Below are 16,110 nucleotides of genomic sequence, written 5' to 3' on the forward strand. Positions count from 1 at the left end.
GGCGCAGACGTCCTATTTTTATCTGACCGCAATCTTCACGATCTCCTTTGCAACGCGCCAGCTCGGCGTTCAGAAGGACGTGATCACCCAGGCTGTGCTGTTCGCAAATCTGGTCGGCCTCGTTGCCATGCCGCTCATCGGGGCCTGGTCCGACAGGATCGGACGGAAACGCCTGTTCATCGCCGGCGTTGCGCTCGCCGCCATCTCGATGTTCGCGTTCTACGGCGTGATCGCAAGCCGTGACACGCTGCTGATAACGGCTGCGCTGATCCTGGCCGCGGGCGTGATCCATCCGCTGATGTTCAGCACCGAAGGTAGCTATTTCCCGGAGCTGTTTCCGACCCGCATTCGCTTCACCGGCGTGTCGATTGGAAAGCAGCTCGGGACGGTGCTCGGCGGCGGTATCGCGCCGCTTGTCGCCACCAGCCTGTTCGCGCAGACGGGCTCCACCCACGCGATCACCGGATACTACGTCGTGCTCGCGCTTGCGGCGATGATCGCGCTTGGCTTTGCACACGAAACCAGCAAATCGCGGCTGCTCGGCTAGGCCCAGTTGCCGAAACRAGGGAGGTTCTCATGGACGTCAGTCTTCTGATCAATGGGCAGGATCTGGCCGCTTCGACCGGCAAGCTGTTCGAGCGGCGCAATCCGCTATCACAGGAGGTCGCGAGCCGGGCGGCCGCCGCGACGGTTTCGGATGCCGATGCCGCGGTTGCGGCGGCCTCCGCCGCGCTGGGGGCGTGGTCGGCGCTCGGCCCGAACGCGAGGCGCGGCCTGCTGCTGAAGGCGGCCGATGTGCTCGAGGCCAAGCGTGACGCCTTCATCCGGATCATGATGGCTGAGATCGGCACCACTGAAGTCTGGTCGGCTTTCAACGTGAAGCTCGCGGTCGGCATGCTGCGCGAGGTGGCGTCGTTGACCACGCAGGTCGCGGGCGAGGTGATCCCGTCCGACAAGCCGGGATGTCTGTCGATGTCGGTTCGTCAGCCGGCCGGCGTGTGTCTCGGCATCGCGCCTTGGAACGCCCCGATCATTCTCGGCGTCCGCGCCGTGGCGACGCCGCTCGCCTGCGGCAACACGGTGGTGCTCAAGGCCTCCGAGATCTGTCCGGGAACGCACCGGCTGATCGGAGAGGTCTTCAGGGACGCGGGATTTCCGCCCGGCGTCGTGAACGTATTGACCAATGCGCCGGCCGATGCGCCGGCGGTGGTCGAACGACTCATCGCCAACCCCGCCGTCAGACGGATCAACTTCACGGGCTCGACCCGCGTCGGCCGCGTCATCGCCGAACTCGCCGGCCGCCACCTCAAGCCGGTGCTGCTCGAGCTCGGCGGCAAGGCTCCCCTGGTCGTGCTCGACGATGCCGATCTCGACGCTTCCGTCGCGGCCGTGGCGTTCGGCGCCTTCATCAACCAGGGCCAGGTCTGCATGTCGACGGAGCGGGTGATCGTCGACGAGACGGTGGCCGATCTCTTCGTCGAGAAGCTCGCCAGGAAAGCAAGCGCGCTTCCGGCCGGTGATCCGCGCTCCGGCCCGGTGGTCATCGGCTCGATGATCGATGAGGCGCCCGCCAGGCACGTCGTTGCGCTGATCGATGATGCGATCGGCAAGGGCGCCGCCAAGCTTGCGGGTGGAGAGCGGGCCGGAACTGTCGTACCGGCAACGGTGCTGGACCGCGTCGTGCCCGGCATGCGCATCTACACCGAGGAAAGCTTTGGTCCCGTCGTCTCGGTGATCCGCGCGCGCGGCGTGGATGATGCGGTGCGTCTTGCCAACGATACCGAGTATGGCCTCTCGGCCGCCGTTTTCGGCCGCGACGTCGCGCGAGCGCTGACGGTGGCGCAGCGCATTGAAAGCGGCATCTGCCACGTCAACGGACCGACCGTGCACGACGAGGCGCAGATGCCGTTCGGCGGCATGAAGGGATCCGGCTATGGCCGCTTCGGCGGCCAGGCCGGGATCGCCGAGTTCACCGATCTGCGCTGGATCACCATCGAGACCCAGCCTCAGCACTATCCCTTCTGATCGCGTCTCGACAGGAAGCACGCCGGGAAATCAGTCCATGAATTCGAAAGTCTTGACGGTTCGGGAAGCGACCCTCGGTGTGCTTCGTTCCTTCGGCGTTGACCGCGCCTTCGGCAATCCGGGCTCGACGGAGCTTGCCTTTCTCGGCGATTGGCCTGACGACATCGATTACGTGCTGGGCTTGCAGGAAGGCTGCGTCGTCGGCATGGCCGATGGTTATGCGCAGGCCACGGGGCGTCCGGCCTTCGTCAATCTGCACTCGGCGGCCGGTCTCGGCCATGCGCTCGGCAATCTCTTCACGGCGTTCCGCAACAAGACGCCGATGGTCGTGACCGCCGGGCAGCAGGCGCGCAGCCTGCTGCGGATGCGGCCTTATCTCTTTGCCGAGGACGCCGAACAGTTTCCAAAGCCCTATGTGAAGTGGAGTTCGGAACCAGCGCGCGCCGAAGACGTCCCCGCGGCCATTGCGCAGGCCTTCCTCACCGCCATGCAGCATCCGCGAGGCCCGACATTCGTGTCGGTGCCGTCGGATGACTGGGCGCGGCCTGCGGTCGCTCCGCCGGTCCGCCACATCGCAACGGAGTTTGCGCCGGATCCGGCTGCGATCGTTCGGCTTGGCGCAGCAATCGCAGCGGCCAAGAGGCCTGCATTCGTGGTCGGGCCCGAGGTCGATCGCAACGGCTGTGTCGACGCGATGGTCGCGGTGGCCGAACGAGCCAAGGCAGCGGTGTGGGCAAGCCCGATGTCGAGCCGGTCGAGCTTTCCGGAACGTCATCCGCAGTTCGCAGGCTTCCTTCCGGCCGCGCCGCAAGGGCTCGCACGCACCTTGCGCGGGGCCGATTTGATCGTCGTATTCGGGGCGCCCGTGTTCACCTTCCACGTCGAGGGACGATGCGAGCTGCTCGACGACGGAACGCCGGTCTGGCAGATCACCGACGATCCGATCGAAGCGGCGTCCGCCGCTGTCGGCGACACCATCATCGGCACGCTCCCCAAGGCGCTCGCTGCGCTGCTGCCGGCATTGCCTGATGTCGCGGAGCGCGACGCGCCCACCGCGCGCCGGCAGCCCGCCGTTCCCGCCGCGACGAATCCCATTCCGCCGGCCTATGCGCTGAGCCGGCTGTCGGAGCTGATGCCGCGGGATGCGATCGTGGTCGAGGAGGCGCCGTCGCACCGTCCCGCCATACAGCAATTCCTGCCGCGGCCGGGGGCGGACAGCTTCTACACCATGGCAAGCGGCGGGCTTGGTTACAGTCTGCCGGCCTCCATCGGCGTGGCGCTGGCGCGGCCGGGCCGTCGCATCGTGGGCCTGATCGGCGATGGGTCGGCGATGTACTGTGTCCAGGCGATCTGGACCGCGGCGCAACGCCAACTGCCGATCACTTTCGTGATCATGAACAATTCCGGCTATGGCGCGATGCGCGCCTTCAGCCAGCTCATGCAGGCGCATCGGCCGCCCGGGATCGACCTGCCCGGGATCGACTTCGTTGCGCTCGCCAAGGGGCTCGGTTGCCCGGGCCGGCGCGTAACCGACGTCGACGATCTCGACCGCTGTCTTGTCGAGGCATTGGCGTCGAGCGGCCCCGCGCTGGTCGATATCGCCGTCGACGACGCCACGGCGGATCTGTTCGGCCATCCGCACTAGTCATGCGTTTCCGTTGCCCGCTGCTGCCGCTCAGCAACGGGCAAACGGTGGATGCCGACGCTGTCAGTTCGTGGGGCCTTCGCCGCGGATGGCGAAGCTGGTGGATTTCAATTTGGTCATGCCGAACTTGTCGAACAATTTGTCATAGGTGCCGTCGGCGCGGGTCGCCGTCAGCGCGTCGGCGAACGCTTGCGCGAGCAGCTTGTCGCGGAAGGCGAAGGTGATGTCCGTGCCGGCGATGTCGCGGACCCAGATCTTGGCGATGCCCTTCTGCTCGAGCGAGTTGGCGGTCTCGTTGATGTTGAGCGCGGCCTCGAGCTGGCCGGCGCGCAGCGCCGCCGAAGTCGCGGTGACGGTGGTGAAGGTGCGAAGCTCGATCGGCTTGAGGCCCTTCGCGACCATCTCGTTGTTGAACTCGCGCGCCTTGCGCTCGGTGTAGGTCGCCGACTCGACGCCGACCACGCGGCCGGCGAGATCCTCGAACTTCTCCAGCTTCAGGCTGGAGGAGGGATCGGTGTAGATGCTGATCGCCTGCTGCGCGTAAGGCACGAGGTAGAGCATCTTAGAGCGCTCCTCGGTCCAGAACAGGCCGGTATTGATGGCGTCGAAGCGGCCGGAGCGCAGCGCCGGGATCATGGGCGGAAAATCCATGCGCAGGAACACCGCCTCGACACAGATGCGCTTGGCGATCTCGCGCGCGAGCTCGACATTGAGTCCCTGCAGCTCGCCCTTGTCGTCGACGAATTGCTGCGGCGGCAGGGTCGGGTTGATCGACATCTGCCATTTGGGAGCCTCGATCAGGCTCGACGCCGGCACTTTCGGCGTACAGCTCTGGGCGACGGCCGCCTGGGACAGGCCGATCAGCAAGGCGAGGGCGGAGATGGTCTCGAGAAATCGCATCTAAGTACTCCTGTCAAATCGTGGGTGGCAGAGGAGCCGTTCTCCGGTCCGGATTCTTCTTCATTGTCGCATCATGTGGCGGCCGTCGCATCGCGATCGGCCTGCCGGGTCAGGATCAGCGAAATGTGGCGGGCGGCGGTGACCACCTCGTCGCGCTGGTTGAGCAGGTCGAGCGTCTCGATGACGATGCCGCGCCCGGGATTCCTGGTCGGCCGCTTCTCGACGAAACGGAAGCGGACGCGCAAGGCGTCGCCGGCGACGATCGGCGCCTTGAATCGCACCTCGTCCCAGCCAAGCGAGGCGACCGAGGTCTCCTCATACAGCTTCAGCTCCGACTTCAGTCCTTCCATCAGCGACAGGCCGAACAGGCCGTGGCCGATCACTGCGGGAAAGCCGCGCGAGCGCGCATAGCCCGAATCGACATGGAGCGGGTGGTGATCGCGCGTGACGTCGGCGAAGACGGCGATGTCGGCCTCCGTCACGGTGTGCGCCGAGGTCTCGAACTCCGCGCCGAGCGCGATGTCCTCGTAACGGAGATTGGTGGGTGCGCTGGCGTCCATGCGTATCCCTCAGGCGACCTTGCGCGGCCGTGCCGGCAGGGCCTTGAAGCTCTGCGCGATCCCCATCGGCCCGGAGCGGAAGATGCGCGGGTCCATGTCCCTGAGCTGCGGGCTGATGCGCGGCTTAAAGCCCATATGCGCGAGGATGTCCTCCTCCAGGCGAACGCCCGGCGCGATCTCGGTCAGGGTGACGCTGCCGTTCTCCAGCTCGAACACGGCGCGTTCGGTGATGTAACTCACGTGCTGGCCGCGTTGTGCGGCAAGCGAGGCGCTGAAGCTGATCTGGCCGACCTGAGGCACGAACTTGCGGAAGGCGCCGTCGCGCCGGATCGCGAGGCGGCCGTTCTCGACGCCGATGTCGAATTTGCCGCCGGTCATGGTGCCGCTGAAGATCAGCCGCCGCGCGTTCTGCGTGATGTCGATGAAGCCGCCGGAGCCGTCGCGGCGCTCGCCGAAGCGGGTGACGTTGACATTGCCGGCCTCGTCCACCTCCGCGAAGGAGAGGAAGGCGCAGGACAGCCCGCCGCCGTCGTAGAAGTCGAACTGATAGGCCTGGTCGAGGATGACGCGCGGATTGATGGCGGTGCCGAACTCGCGTGCGTGTCCGGGTACGCCGCCGACCACGCCGGATTCCACCGTCAGCGTGATCAGGTCGGAGATACCTTCCTCGGCGGCGACATTGGGGATCATCGCCGAGATGCCGACGCCGAGATTGACGACGTCGCGCGGTCGCAGCTCGAAGGCGGCGCGGCGGGCGATCACCCGCCGCTCGGTCAGCGGATCGGGCGCGATCAGCGCCTCCGGCACGCGCGTCTCGCCGCAGCGCGCCGGGTCGTAGGCAGTGCCGTAGGTCTGCATTTGGTCGGGCTCGAGCACGACGTGGTCGATCAGGAAGCCCGGGATCTTGACCATCTGCGGATGGATCGAGCCGCGCTTGACGATGCGCTTCACCTGGCAGATCACGGTGCCGCCGGCATTGTGCACGGCCTGCGCGATCGAGAGATCCTCGCGCGTGGTGCCCTCGTGTTCCATGCTGACATAGCCGTCTTCATCGGCCGACGTGCCGCGGATGATGGCGACGTTCGGCGGAGCGGGGACGCGGTAGAGCAGCCAGTGCTGGCCGTGCAGCTCGAGCAGGTCGACCAGCGGCGCGGTGGTGCGCGCGTTCATGCGGCCGCCGTCCTGGCGCGGGTCCATATAGGTGTTGAGGCCGACATGGGTGAGCACGCCCGGATGCTTCGCCGCCATGGCGCGGCAGAGCTGGCTCATGACTCCTTGCGGGAAGTTGTAGGCGTCGATCAGCTCGTCGCGGACCAGGCGCATGAACGGCACCTGGAGTCCGAAATTGCCGCCGATCACGCGCGCGATCAGGCCTTCATGGGCGAGATGGCACAGGCCCTTCTCCGTCACCGCGCCGACGCCGGTGATGTTGATCAGCGTCAGGCCGTGAGGCCCGTGGCCGCCGAGAAAACGCTGCTCCAGGGCGTCGAGGATGGCTTCGGCAGCCCCCGTGCCGCCATTGCCGCCGACGATCAACGTGTCGGCGTCGCGGATCAGGCCGGCGGCCTGTGCCGCGGTGATGATGCTCAGCATGCGCCCACGCTCTGCCTCATGCGGCCTCCTTCTCGACCTGGCGGGCGATGATCAGCCGCTGGATCTGGTTGGTGCCCTCGTAGATCTGGGCGAGGCGCACGTCGCGGAACAACCGCTCGATGCGGTATTCGCGCGAATAGCCGTTGCCGCCATGGATCTGCAGCGCGTTGGAGACGTGCTTCATCGCCATGTCGGTCGTGAACAGCTTTGCCTGCGCGGCTTCCTTGGCGATCGGCTCGCCGGCATCATGCAGGCGCGCGGCGTGGTGGATCAGCAGGCGCGCGGCGGCGATGTCGGTCGACATGTCGGCGAGCATGAACTGCACCGCCTGGAAGCCGATGATCGCCTGGCCGAACTGCTTGCGGTCCTTTGCGTAGGCGGTGGCGTCCTCGAACGCGGCCTGCGCCATGCCGAGCGCCATCGACGCCATCATCAGCCGGCTGAAGTTGAAGTTGCTCATGGCCATCTTGAAGGCCTGGTTCTCCGGCCCCATTACGCTGTCGGCCGGCAGCTGCACGTCGGAGAAGGTGATCTGGCAGTCGTCGAGGCCGTGCATGCCGAGCAGCTCCTCGTTCTTGCCGCGCGCGATGCCGGGCAGGGCACCGTCGACGAGGAGACAGGAGATGGCGCGATGACCGGCATCCGCGCCGGTACGCGCGAATACCATAATGCGGTCGGCGACGCCGCCGAGCGTGACCCAGGCTTTTGTGCCGTTGAGCAGCCAACCCTTGCCATCGCGCATGGCGGTGGTGCGGATGCCCGCGACATCGGAGCCGTGGTCGGGCTCGGAGACGGCGGTGGCCGGGATGATGTCGCCGCTGAGGATCTGCGGAATCAGCGCCTTGTGCGCGTCGGTGCCGTGATGGTCGAAGAACAGCACGGCTTCGACGGGAATCGCAAAAGCATTGGCGACCGCGCCGGAGCAGCGCGCCAGCTCCTCCATCGCGATGCAGGCCGCGACCGCATCGAGGCCCGCGCCACCCGCGCCTTCGCGCAGGCAGATGCCGAACAGGCCGAGATCGGCCATGCCCTTGTAGAGCGCGCGGTCGAAGCGGTCTTCGCGGTCGATCGCTGCCGCGCGCGGCAGGATCTCCGCTTCCGCGAAACGGCGGGCGGTTTCGCGGAGAGCCTTCTGGTCCTGGGTGTAAAAGCGGTCCATGGCGTGCTCCCGTCAGTCGCTGGCGAGCTTGGAATCGTGGGCGACCTCGCTGCGGTCGCGATCGAGGAAATAGACCGCGACATCGTCGCCCGGGACGCCATAGGCATTGCAGACGGCGCGGGTCAGCGCGATCGCCGCGGCGCGGCGTTCGGCCTCGCTGCGGCGGAACGCATGCACCTTGAGCAGGATGCGCTGGCCGGTGGCCTGAGCGCCGAACGTGCCGGCATGCGCGTAATCGTCGGCCGCGATAGGGAGGAAATAGAGCGTGACCGTGTCCGCGGTAACGCCAAAGGCCGACATCAGGCCGTCGGTCACGGACCGCGCCAGCGCGGCCTTGCGTTGCGGCGGAACTTGCGGGGCGAGCACTTCAACATAAGGCATCGATCAGACCTTCGCGGACTTGGCCGCAGACGATTTGGACGGGGATTTGGGCTTCGCGGATCTGGCGGTGGTCGGGGCATCGATCTGGCGGCAGGAGTCGCGCTTGATCAGCCGGGCGCCGACGCGATATTCGCGGACGCCGTCATTGCCGTTGCCCTTCGCATCCATGCGCTGCAGCAGCCGGTCGACGGCGAGGTTGGCGAGGTCGCGCGCACCGTTATCGACGATGCTGATGGCGGGGCGGTGCCATTCGAACCACGGCATGTCCTCGTAGCAAAGCAGCGAGAGATCGTCGGGGATCGCAATGTTGCGCTCCGCCGTCACCCGCAGCACGCCAAGGGTTGCCTCGTGATTGGCGACGAAGATCGCGCTGGGCGGATGCGCGAGATCCAGCAGCTTGCGGCAGCAGGTCACGCCGGTCTCCGGCACGAAATGGCCGGCGTGGATCAATGAATCGTCGGCGGCGATGCCGGCCTCGCGCAGTGCGCGAACGTAACCGGACAGCCGCTCGCGGCCCGAGGTGGTGTCCTGGCGGCCGACGATCAGCCCGATGTGCCGGTGCCCGAGCTCGATCAGATGGCGCGTGCCGAGATACGCGCCCTGCGGATCATCGGCGAGCACGGTCTCGAGGTCGGTCGCGTCGTCGCGACGCACCAGACAGACGATCGGGACGTCGTTTGCCAAGGCTTTGAGCTGCGGGCCGTTTTTCCCCGTGGGCACCACGATCAGCCCGTCGATGCGGTGGTCGACCAGCGTGGTGAGGGTGTCGCTCTCCTGTTGCGGATCGTCGCCGCCGATGCACAGAAGCATCTGGTAGCCCAGCGCCTTGAGCCGCGCCTGCACCACTTCGGCCATCACCTGGAACGAGGCGTTGGTGAGGTTGTGGACCAGCAGCGCAACCAGCCGCGATTGTCCGGTCTTCAATCCGCGGGCGATCGGGTTGGGCCGATAGCCGAGCTCGCGCGCGATGCGCGTCAGGCGCTGCTGCGTGCGCTCGCTCGTCAGGCCGGTTCCGGACAGCGCGCGCGAGGCGGTGCTGATCGAAACGCGGGCCGCCTGTGCCACATCTTTGAGCGTGACGCTCATCAAACCTGCCGATAGACTGCAAACGATTGCAAAACGCTATGAGCTAAATAGACGCTGATCAAGCCTAAATATTGGATCAGCGTGCCCAATGCAGAGCCAGTCTTGCAATCGTTTGCAGTCGTCTTGCGGTTATTCCGCAAGACATCGCCGTCACGTGAGTTGTTCCAATCGCCTGGTAGTTCCCTGATGAAGAGTTTTCGCGGCACCTACACCGTCATGATCACGCCGTTCACGCCGGACGGTCGCGTCGATGTCGCGGCCCTGCGTGCCTTCGTCGATTGGCAAATCGCGGAGGGTATCCATGGGCTGATCCCGCTCGGCTCGACCGGCGAATTCCTGTCCCTGGACGACGACGAGAAAGCGCTGGTTGCGGAGATCGTCATCAGCCAGGCGGCAGGACGCGTCCCGGTGCTGATCGGCACCGGCGCGGAGGACACGCGCGAGGTGGTGCGTCTCAGCCGCCGTGCTGAAAATCTGGGCGCGGACGGCGTGATGATCATTCCGCCGTTCTATTCGACCCCGACCGACGACGAGCTCGTTCATCACTACAAGACGGTGGCCGATGCGATTTCGCTGCCGATCATGGTCTACAACAACCCGGCGACGGCCAATGTAGACCTCAGGCCGCCGCTGGTGGCCCGCCTCGCCGAGATCGACAACTGCCTCTATATCAAGGAGTCGACGCTGGAGGTGACGCGCGTGCGCGACATCATCCGCCTCTGCGGCGACAAGATGACCGTGTTCGGCGGCATCCTCGGCTTCGAATCCTTTGTCGAAGGCGCGCAAGGCTGGGTGGCGGTTGCCTCCAACGTGGTGCCGTCGGCGATGGCGCGCATCTTCAGCCTCGTCGCCGATGACGGCGCGATCACGGACGCGCGCGAGCTCTACCTGAAATATCTGCCGCTGATCGAGTTCGTCGGCGGCCAGGCCTATGTCGCCGGCACCAAGGCGCTGCTCGGCCACATGGGCTTTGCCAATGGCAATCCGCGTCCGCCGCGCCTGCCATTGCCGGCCGTGCAGGACGCCGCCGCGCTTGCGCTGGTCAAGCGCTTTGGCCTGGCTTGGCCGAATGCGGCAGCTGTTTCAAGGGCGACCGGATGACCGCATCACTGCCTCGATGCCGCGAGCCGGGCCGCGATCTCTTCGCGGGCATGCTTGACCAGGGCCAGCGTCAGCCGTTGCTGCATGCGGTCCGACGGCACGATGGCGGACACGGTGACCTCCGTCTTCGGCTTGAACGGCACGCTTCTGAGGCGGCTATAGCGCTTCGAGGACGCCGTGAGCTCATCCATGATCGTGACCCCCAGTCCTTCCTCGGCGAAATGCCCGGCGACGTTCATGAAGCGCACGTCGATGGCGGGGGCGTAATTGACGGCGCTGCGGCGGAAGGCGTCCTGGATAAGGCTGCTGATGCGGCTGGAGGTGCGGGCATTGATCAGCGGCGTGTTGCGCAAATCGGTCGGGCTGACGAAGCTCAGCTGCGCCAGCGGGCTGTCGGCAGGGCAGGCGCAGACCATGTCGAGCTGCGCCAGCGGCAGACAGGTCAGCGTCTGGCGGGGGTGCGGCTCCATGGCGAAGCCGATGTCGACGATTCCGGTCTCGACATATTCCAGCAGATTATCGAGCCGTTGCGTCTCGAGCGAGATCTCGACGCCGCCATGATCGCGGCAGAACCGCGCAACCACCTGCGGCAGCAGCGATTCCGACAATTCCGAGGTGGCGACGATCCGCATGCGGCCCTTGCGGCCCGCGCGCAGGTGCGCCGCGGTCTGGTTGATCAGGTCCTGCATCAGGAACAGCGGCTCGGCTTCGGCGAGCAGGATCTGCGCTTCCTGTGTCGGGGTCATGCGCTTGTTGACGCGATCGAACAGCAGAAAGCCGAGCGCGGCCTCGGCGTGCTTGATGGCGTTGCTGACCGCCGGTTGCGACATGCCGAGATCCTGCGCCGCCGCGACCGTGGAGCGCGTCCGCATCACTGCTCGCAGGATTTCCAGCTGCCGAAGGTTCATGACGATGGTCCGATCATTGGTGAGCGATGTGAATGTGCATCATAGATTTCGGTTATCAACTTGGCTCGCAAAATAATTGATCGCGATGTTGTCGGTGGTCGAAGCGGCAGCTTACGCTGGCGCAAGACATTGCGTTGCGACCGGGACGTTTCGAACGCACGGCTCGCGCGCGCTAAGCATGGTGTGACCGGATGAAACTACTCGATGGCGTCAAGATCCTGAGCTTCAACCACTACCTCGCGGGGCCGCTGGCCGCACAGACGCTCGCCGATCTCGGTGCCGACGTCATTGCGGTCGAGCCGATCGAGGGCGCGTTTCAGCGCAACTGGGCGGTCGCCAATCATTTCGTCGCAGGCGACAGCGTTAATCATCTCGCGACGGGACGAAACAAGCGAAGCCTTGCGGTCGATCTCAAGCATCCCGACGGCGTTGCCGCCGTGAAGAAGCTCGTCGCGATCGCCGACGTGGTGATGGAAAATTTCCGGCCCGGCACCATGGCCAAGCTCGGCCTCGGCTACGACACGCTCAAGGCCATCAACCCGGGCCTGATCTACGCGGTGGCGACCGGCTTCGGATCGGAAGGGCCCTACAAGGACCGTCCGGGCCAGGATCTCCTGCTTCAGGCGATGTCGGGTCTGGTCATGCGGACCGGTCGTGCCGACGGCGAGCCGACCGCCGTCGGCGCCGTGATCGTCGATCAGCACGCGGCCTCGCTCTATGCCATGAGCATTCTCGCGGCGCTGTTCGCAAGGACCAAGACAGGCAAGGGGCAGCTCGTCGAGGTCAACCTCTATCAGGCGGCCATCGATCTCCAGGTCGAGCCGCTGACGGCGTGGCTGAACGGTGCGCCATCGCCGACGTCGCGCGGGCCGGCTGGTATCGCGGCCTGGTTCAGCCCCGGGCCGTACGGCATTCACGCGACGGCCGACGGCCATCTCGCGATCTCCATGGCGGCGCCCAAAGCGCTCGCGGCAGGGCTCGACTGCGAGGAGTTGAAGCGGTTTGGCGAGGCCGACAGCTTCTCGCAGCGTGAAGAGATTACACGGATCGTCGCGGCGCGTCTGAAACAGAAGCCGACTGCCGATTGGTTGCCCTCGCTTGAAGCGGCGCGGATCTGGCACGCGCCGGTGCAGGACTATCGCGACCTCGAGGCCGATCCCCAGCTCAAGCATCTCGGCGTGTTCAAGAGCGCCGAGAGTGCAGGGGGCGCGCCAATCCGGATGGTCGCGCATCCCGCTCGCTATGACGGCCAGACACCGGAGGTGCGGCTGGTGCCGCAGCGGTTAGGTGCGCAGACGCGCGAGGTGCTTGGCGAAGCCGGTTACGCCGCCGCCGAGATCGACGCCATGGTTGCCGGCAAGGCTGTGGGAGTCGCGCAATGATCGATTTCTCAGTCCCCGAGGATACCCGCCTCCTGGTCGATACCGTCCGCCGCTTCGTCGAAACGGAGGTGCAGCCGCTCGAGGACGAGGTGGAACGCACTGCCACAGTGCCCGCCGACGCTCTGGCGGTCACCAAGGCCAAGGCACAGAAGCTCGGCCTCTACGCCATGAACATGCCGGCCGGCGTCGGTGGCGGCGGACTGTCCTGCGTCGAGCATTGCCTCGTCGAAGAAGAATTCGGCAAGACTTCCGATGCGCTGATCCGCCGGGTGTTCGGCCAGGTCTATCCGATGCTGATGGCCTGCAAGGACGGGCAGGTCGATCGTTATCTGCTGCCGACGGTGAAGGGCGACAAGATCTGCGCCATGGCGATCACCGAGCCGGGCGCCGGCTCCGATGCGGCGGCGATCAGCACGACGGCACATCTCGATGGCGGCGCCTGGGTGCTCAACGGCACCAAGCATTTCATCAGCGACGGCGACATTGCCGACTATGTGATCGTGATGGCGCTGACCGACAAGGACAAGCGCGCGCGCGGCGGCATCACGCTGTTTCTGGTCGATCGCGGCACGCCCGGCTTCAGGGTCGCGCGCACCCAGCCGATGATGGGCCATCGCGGCTATGGCCATGCCGAGCTGAGCTTCAAGGATTGCCGCATCCCGAAGGACGCGGTGCTCGGCGAGGTCGGGGGCGGCTTCAAGCTGATCATGCAGAGCGTGCTCCAGATCCGCCTTGCCCATATCGGCGCGCGCGCCGTGGGCATGGCGCAGCGCGCGCTCGAGATGATGCGCAAGCATGCCGCGGAGCGCCGCCAGTTCGGCCAGGCGATCGGCGATTTCCAGATGGTGCAGAAGCTGATCGCCGATTCCGCGACCGAGATCTTTGGCGTCAAGATGATGGTGATGAACGCCGCCTGGGAGATCGACCAAGGGCTGGAGCCGCGTGACAAGGTCTCGATGATCAAGGTCGCGGCATCCGAGATGCAGGGCCGCGTCGTCGACCGCGCCATCCAGGTGTTCGGCGGCATGGGGTTCAGCAAGGACCTGCCGCTGGAACGCATGTACCGCGATGCCCGCGTCACCCGGATCTACGACGGCACCTCCGAGATTCATCGCATGCTCGTCGCGCGCAGCACCATCAAGAACGGCCTGAGACTGTAGGAGCCCCGATGACCACCTCTCTCGCTCCCCTGAAGACCGGTGCGGCGTTCTCGTTCCGCAAGACCATGACGGTGGCCGAGCAGGCGATGTTCACCGGCATCAGCGGCAACCTTGGCGGTCTCTATGTCGACGCCGTTCGCGCCAGGAAGGCCGGCGCATCCAATATGGTTGCGTTCGAACTTGCGGTCGGCGGCCTCGCCACGACCTGCCTCAGCCAGCTCGGCGGACCCGCGCGGCGCATCGGCAGCATCGCGTTGAGCTTCTCCGCGCCGGTGATCGTCGGCGATTCCGTCGAGGCGAAGGCTGAAATCGTCTCTGTCGCCGGTGACGAGGCGGTCTGCCGCATCACCTGCACGCTGTCGCCTTCCGGCGCGACCGTCGTGGACGGCACCGCGACGCTCGTTCCCTTTGCCAGGGGCTGAGCCATGTACGAGCCGAAATCCTTCGACGAGCTGAAGGTGAACGACAGGGTCAGCCTGAGCAAGACCATTACCGAAGCTGACGGCGCGCTCTACATCGCCGCGACCGGTGATTTCGGTCCCGTCCATGTCGATGAGGTCTACGCCGGCGCCACGCGGTTCGGACGCCGGCTGGCGCCGGGGATCATGGTCGCCGGCCTCTGCACCAGCATTCTCACCAGCGAGCTGGTCGGTACGATCGGCGTGTCGGTGGAGGATCGGTTCTGGTTCACGGGGCCGGTGTTCTATGGCGACACGCTCACTTTCGACGTCTGGATTGCCGAGCAGCACGACGAGACCCGCACGATCATATGGGAGGCAAGCGCGCGCAACGAGACCGGCCTCGAAGTGCTGAAAGCGCGCGCGAGCCTGAAATTTCCACGGCGCAAACCGTCATGAGCGAGCCGATGAGAAAACCTGACCTGCGCGGCATCACGGTGGCGACCGTGTTGCCGTTCAACGACAACCTCTCCATCGATTGGGATGGCTATGCACGCGTGCTCGACTATTGCGCGTGCCCGGATGGTGTCGCGGCGGTGTTCGTCAACGGGCACGCAGGCGAGGGCGGATCGCTCTCGGACGAAGAACGCCAGGCGGTGATCGAGCGGACGCGCAGGCATATCGGCAAGAAACCGCTGCTGGCCGGAATCATCGCGCACTCCACCGCGGAGGCGATCCACCAGGCGCAGCTCGCCGAGGAAGCGGGTGCCGAATGCGCGGTGCTGTTTCCACCGGCGCCGCTCGGCGGCGGGGCATCGGCGACCTCGCGCGCGCCGGTCGCCTTCGTGCAGGCGGTCAGCTCCGCCATCGGCATTCCCGTGTCGATCTTCCAGTATCCGCTGGCGTCCGGATTCGGCTATTCGCCGGAGACGCTGGCAAAGATCGCAGCGCTCGACAGCGTCATCGCCATCAAGGAAGGCAGCGACACCATCTTTGCTTATGACGAGAACCGGCGCGCGGTGAGGCTGGCCGATCCATCCGTTGCGATCCTGCCGTCGAACTTCAACTGGTTCCTGCCGCAGCTTGCGATCGGCGGCGACGGTATTCTGTCCGGCCTCGTGAGCCTGGCGCCGGATCTGTTCATTGCGCTGTGGCAGGCGTCGCTCGCCGACGATCTCAAGGCGATGCGCGCCGTCAACGAGCGGCTTTATCCGATCGTCCGGGCCATCTACGGCCCGGCGCCGATCATGGACATGCACACCCGCATGAAGGTCGGGCTGAAAGCACTTGGCTTGATCGGTAACGCCGATCCGCGGCCGCCGCTGCTGCCGGTTCTGCCAACGCTGTGCGATGCCATTGCAACGACGGTCGGCGCTGCACGCGCGGCCGGCGACATTCGTCTGGCGTGAGGGCCGCTCATGCCGGACGAGACCTTCATCCACATCGTGCGCGTCGACATCGACCCCGAGCACGAGGCTGCGTTCAACGCCTGGTACGAGCAGACGCATTTTCCCGATCTGCTCGCCTGTCCCGGCTGGCTGTCCGCAAAACGCTTCGTCTCGGTCGGCGACGGACCGAAATACGCGGCCATGTACGAAGTCGCGGGACGGTGGGCGTTCGAGACGCCGGAGTTCCTGAAGGTGAAGGGATTCGGCCCGTTCGAATCCCTGGTGAAGAATTTCGCGCGTATTCAGCTCAAGCCGATGTCGGGACCGGCTTGAGGGGATCAAGGACGATGCTGCCTGCCGTGTCGCGAGATCCGGCCGGCCGCATCCAAGAACATTGAGGGGAAAGCCGGACGAGGAACTGCAT

17 protein-coding genes are annotated in these 16,110 nt (G+C 65.9%); 10 read left to right on the top strand and 7 right to left on the bottom strand.

Annotation, left to right across the window (positions count from 1 at the left end):
• The 3 genes from ACXJL8_RS12635 to mdlC all read left to right on the top strand — a co-directional run.
• On the top strand, positions 1–547 hold a 547-nt coding region (locus ACXJL8_RS12635), incomplete at its 5' end, for an MFS transporter (RefSeq protein WP_456685063.1).
• Positions 548–576: 29 nt separating this feature from the next.
• Positions 577–2,025, top strand: a complete 1,449-nt coding sequence (locus ACXJL8_RS12640; RefSeq protein WP_456617663.1) for an aldehyde dehydrogenase — start codon at positions 577–579, stop codon at positions 2,023–2,025.
• A gap of 37 nt (positions 2,026–2,062) precedes the next feature.
• Positions 2,063–3,670 (top strand): benzoylformate decarboxylase, encoded by a 1,608-nt coding sequence (gene mdlC / locus ACXJL8_RS12645; RefSeq protein ID WP_456685064.1) that lies wholly within the window; start codon positions 2,063–2,065, stop codon positions 3,668–3,670.
• Positions 3,671–3,733: 63 nt separating this feature from the next.
• Here the strand turns inward: mdlC and ACXJL8_RS12650 are convergent, their stop codons facing one another.
• The 6 genes from ACXJL8_RS12650 to ACXJL8_RS12675 form a co-directional block, all read right to left on the bottom strand.
• Positions 3,734–4,570 carry an ABC transporter substrate-binding protein gene (locus ACXJL8_RS12650; protein WP_456617661.1) on the bottom strand — a complete coding sequence of 279 codons (837 nt, stop codon included), beginning with the start codon at positions 4,568–4,570 and terminating at the stop codon, positions 3,734–3,736.
• 71 nt (positions 4,571–4,641) lie between these two features.
• On the bottom strand, positions 4,642–5,130 hold the full coding sequence (locus tag ACXJL8_RS12655) for a MaoC family dehydratase (RefSeq protein WP_456617660.1): 489 nt from the start codon (positions 5,128–5,130) through the stop codon (positions 4,642–4,644).
• 9 nt (positions 5,131–5,139) lie between these two features.
• Entirely contained in the window at positions 5,140–6,723 is a 1,584-nt protein-coding gene (locus ACXJL8_RS12660) for an acyl CoA:acetate/3-ketoacid CoA transferase (RefSeq protein ID WP_456617659.1), read from the bottom strand.
• 16 nt (positions 6,724–6,739) lie between these two features.
• The gene (locus ACXJL8_RS12665) at positions 6,740–7,882 is read right to left on the bottom strand and encodes an acyl-CoA dehydrogenase family protein (RefSeq protein ID WP_456617658.1); all 1,143 of its coding nucleotides are present in this window, start codon (positions 7,880–7,882) and stop codon (positions 6,740–6,742) included.
• 12 nt (positions 7,883–7,894) lie between these two features.
• Positions 7,895–8,263, bottom strand: a complete 369-nt coding sequence (locus ACXJL8_RS12670; protein ID WP_456617657.1) for a tautomerase family protein — start codon at positions 8,261–8,263, stop codon at positions 7,895–7,897.
• Between the two features lie 3 nt (positions 8,264–8,266).
• Positions 8,267–9,349 (bottom strand): LacI family DNA-binding transcriptional regulator, encoded by a 1,083-nt coding sequence (locus ACXJL8_RS12675; RefSeq protein ID WP_456617656.1) that lies wholly within the window; start codon positions 9,347–9,349, stop codon positions 8,267–8,269.
• 183 nt (positions 9,350–9,532) lie between these two features.
• Here ACXJL8_RS12675 and dapA point away from each other — a divergent pair, with 183 nt between their 5' ends.
• Positions 9,533–10,450 carry a 4-hydroxy-tetrahydrodipicolinate synthase gene (gene dapA / locus ACXJL8_RS12680; protein ID WP_456617825.1) on the top strand — a complete coding sequence of 306 codons (918 nt, stop codon included), beginning with the start codon at positions 9,533–9,535 and terminating at the stop codon, positions 10,448–10,450.
• A 5-nt stretch (positions 10,451–10,455) separates the two neighbouring features.
• Here dapA and ACXJL8_RS12685 read toward each other — a convergent pair whose 3' ends face one another.
• The gene (locus ACXJL8_RS12685; protein ID WP_456617655.1) at positions 10,456–11,358 is read right to left on the bottom strand and encodes a LysR family transcriptional regulator; all 903 of its coding nucleotides are present in this window, start codon (positions 11,356–11,358) and stop codon (positions 10,456–10,458) included.
• Positions 11,359–11,549: 191 nt separating this feature from the next.
• On the opposite strand from ACXJL8_RS12685, the gene ACXJL8_RS12690 reads away from it, so the two are divergent.
• The 6 genes from ACXJL8_RS12690 to ACXJL8_RS12715 are packed head-to-tail and all read left to right on the top strand — an operon-like array spanning position 11,550 to position 16,019.
• Positions 11,550–12,740, top strand: a complete 1,191-nt coding sequence (locus ACXJL8_RS12690; protein WP_456617654.1) for a CaiB/BaiF CoA transferase family protein — start codon at positions 11,550–11,552, stop codon at positions 12,738–12,740.
• Complete coding sequence (locus ACXJL8_RS12695) at positions 12,737–13,900, top strand: acyl-CoA dehydrogenase family protein (RefSeq protein ID WP_456617653.1); 1,164 nt, start codon at positions 12,737–12,739, stop codon at positions 13,898–13,900. Before ACXJL8_RS12690 ends, ACXJL8_RS12695 begins: the two co-directional genes overlap by 4 nt.
• A gap of 8 nt (positions 13,901–13,908) precedes the next feature.
• Positions 13,909–14,322 (top strand): MaoC/PaaZ C-terminal domain-containing protein, encoded by a 414-nt coding sequence (locus ACXJL8_RS12700; protein WP_456617652.1) that lies wholly within the window; start codon positions 13,909–13,911, stop codon positions 14,320–14,322.
• A gap of 3 nt (positions 14,323–14,325) precedes the next feature.
• Entirely contained in the window at positions 14,326–14,757 is a 432-nt protein-coding gene (locus tag ACXJL8_RS12705; protein WP_456617651.1) for a MaoC/PaaZ C-terminal domain-containing protein, read from the top strand.
• An 8-nt stretch (positions 14,758–14,765) separates the two neighbouring features.
• Positions 14,766–15,707 carry a dihydrodipicolinate synthase family protein gene (locus ACXJL8_RS12710; RefSeq protein ID WP_456617650.1) on the top strand — a complete coding sequence of 314 codons (942 nt, stop codon included), beginning with the start codon at positions 14,766–14,768 and terminating at the stop codon, positions 15,705–15,707.
• A 9-nt stretch (positions 15,708–15,716) separates the two neighbouring features.
• On the top strand, positions 15,717–16,019 hold the full coding sequence (locus ACXJL8_RS12715) for a hypothetical protein (RefSeq protein ID WP_456617649.1): 303 nt from the start codon (positions 15,717–15,719) through the stop codon (positions 16,017–16,019).
• Positions 16,020–16,110 lie beyond the last annotated feature (91 nt).

The sequence above is a fragment of the Bradyrhizobium sp. P5_C11_2 genome (assembly GCF_054049755.1).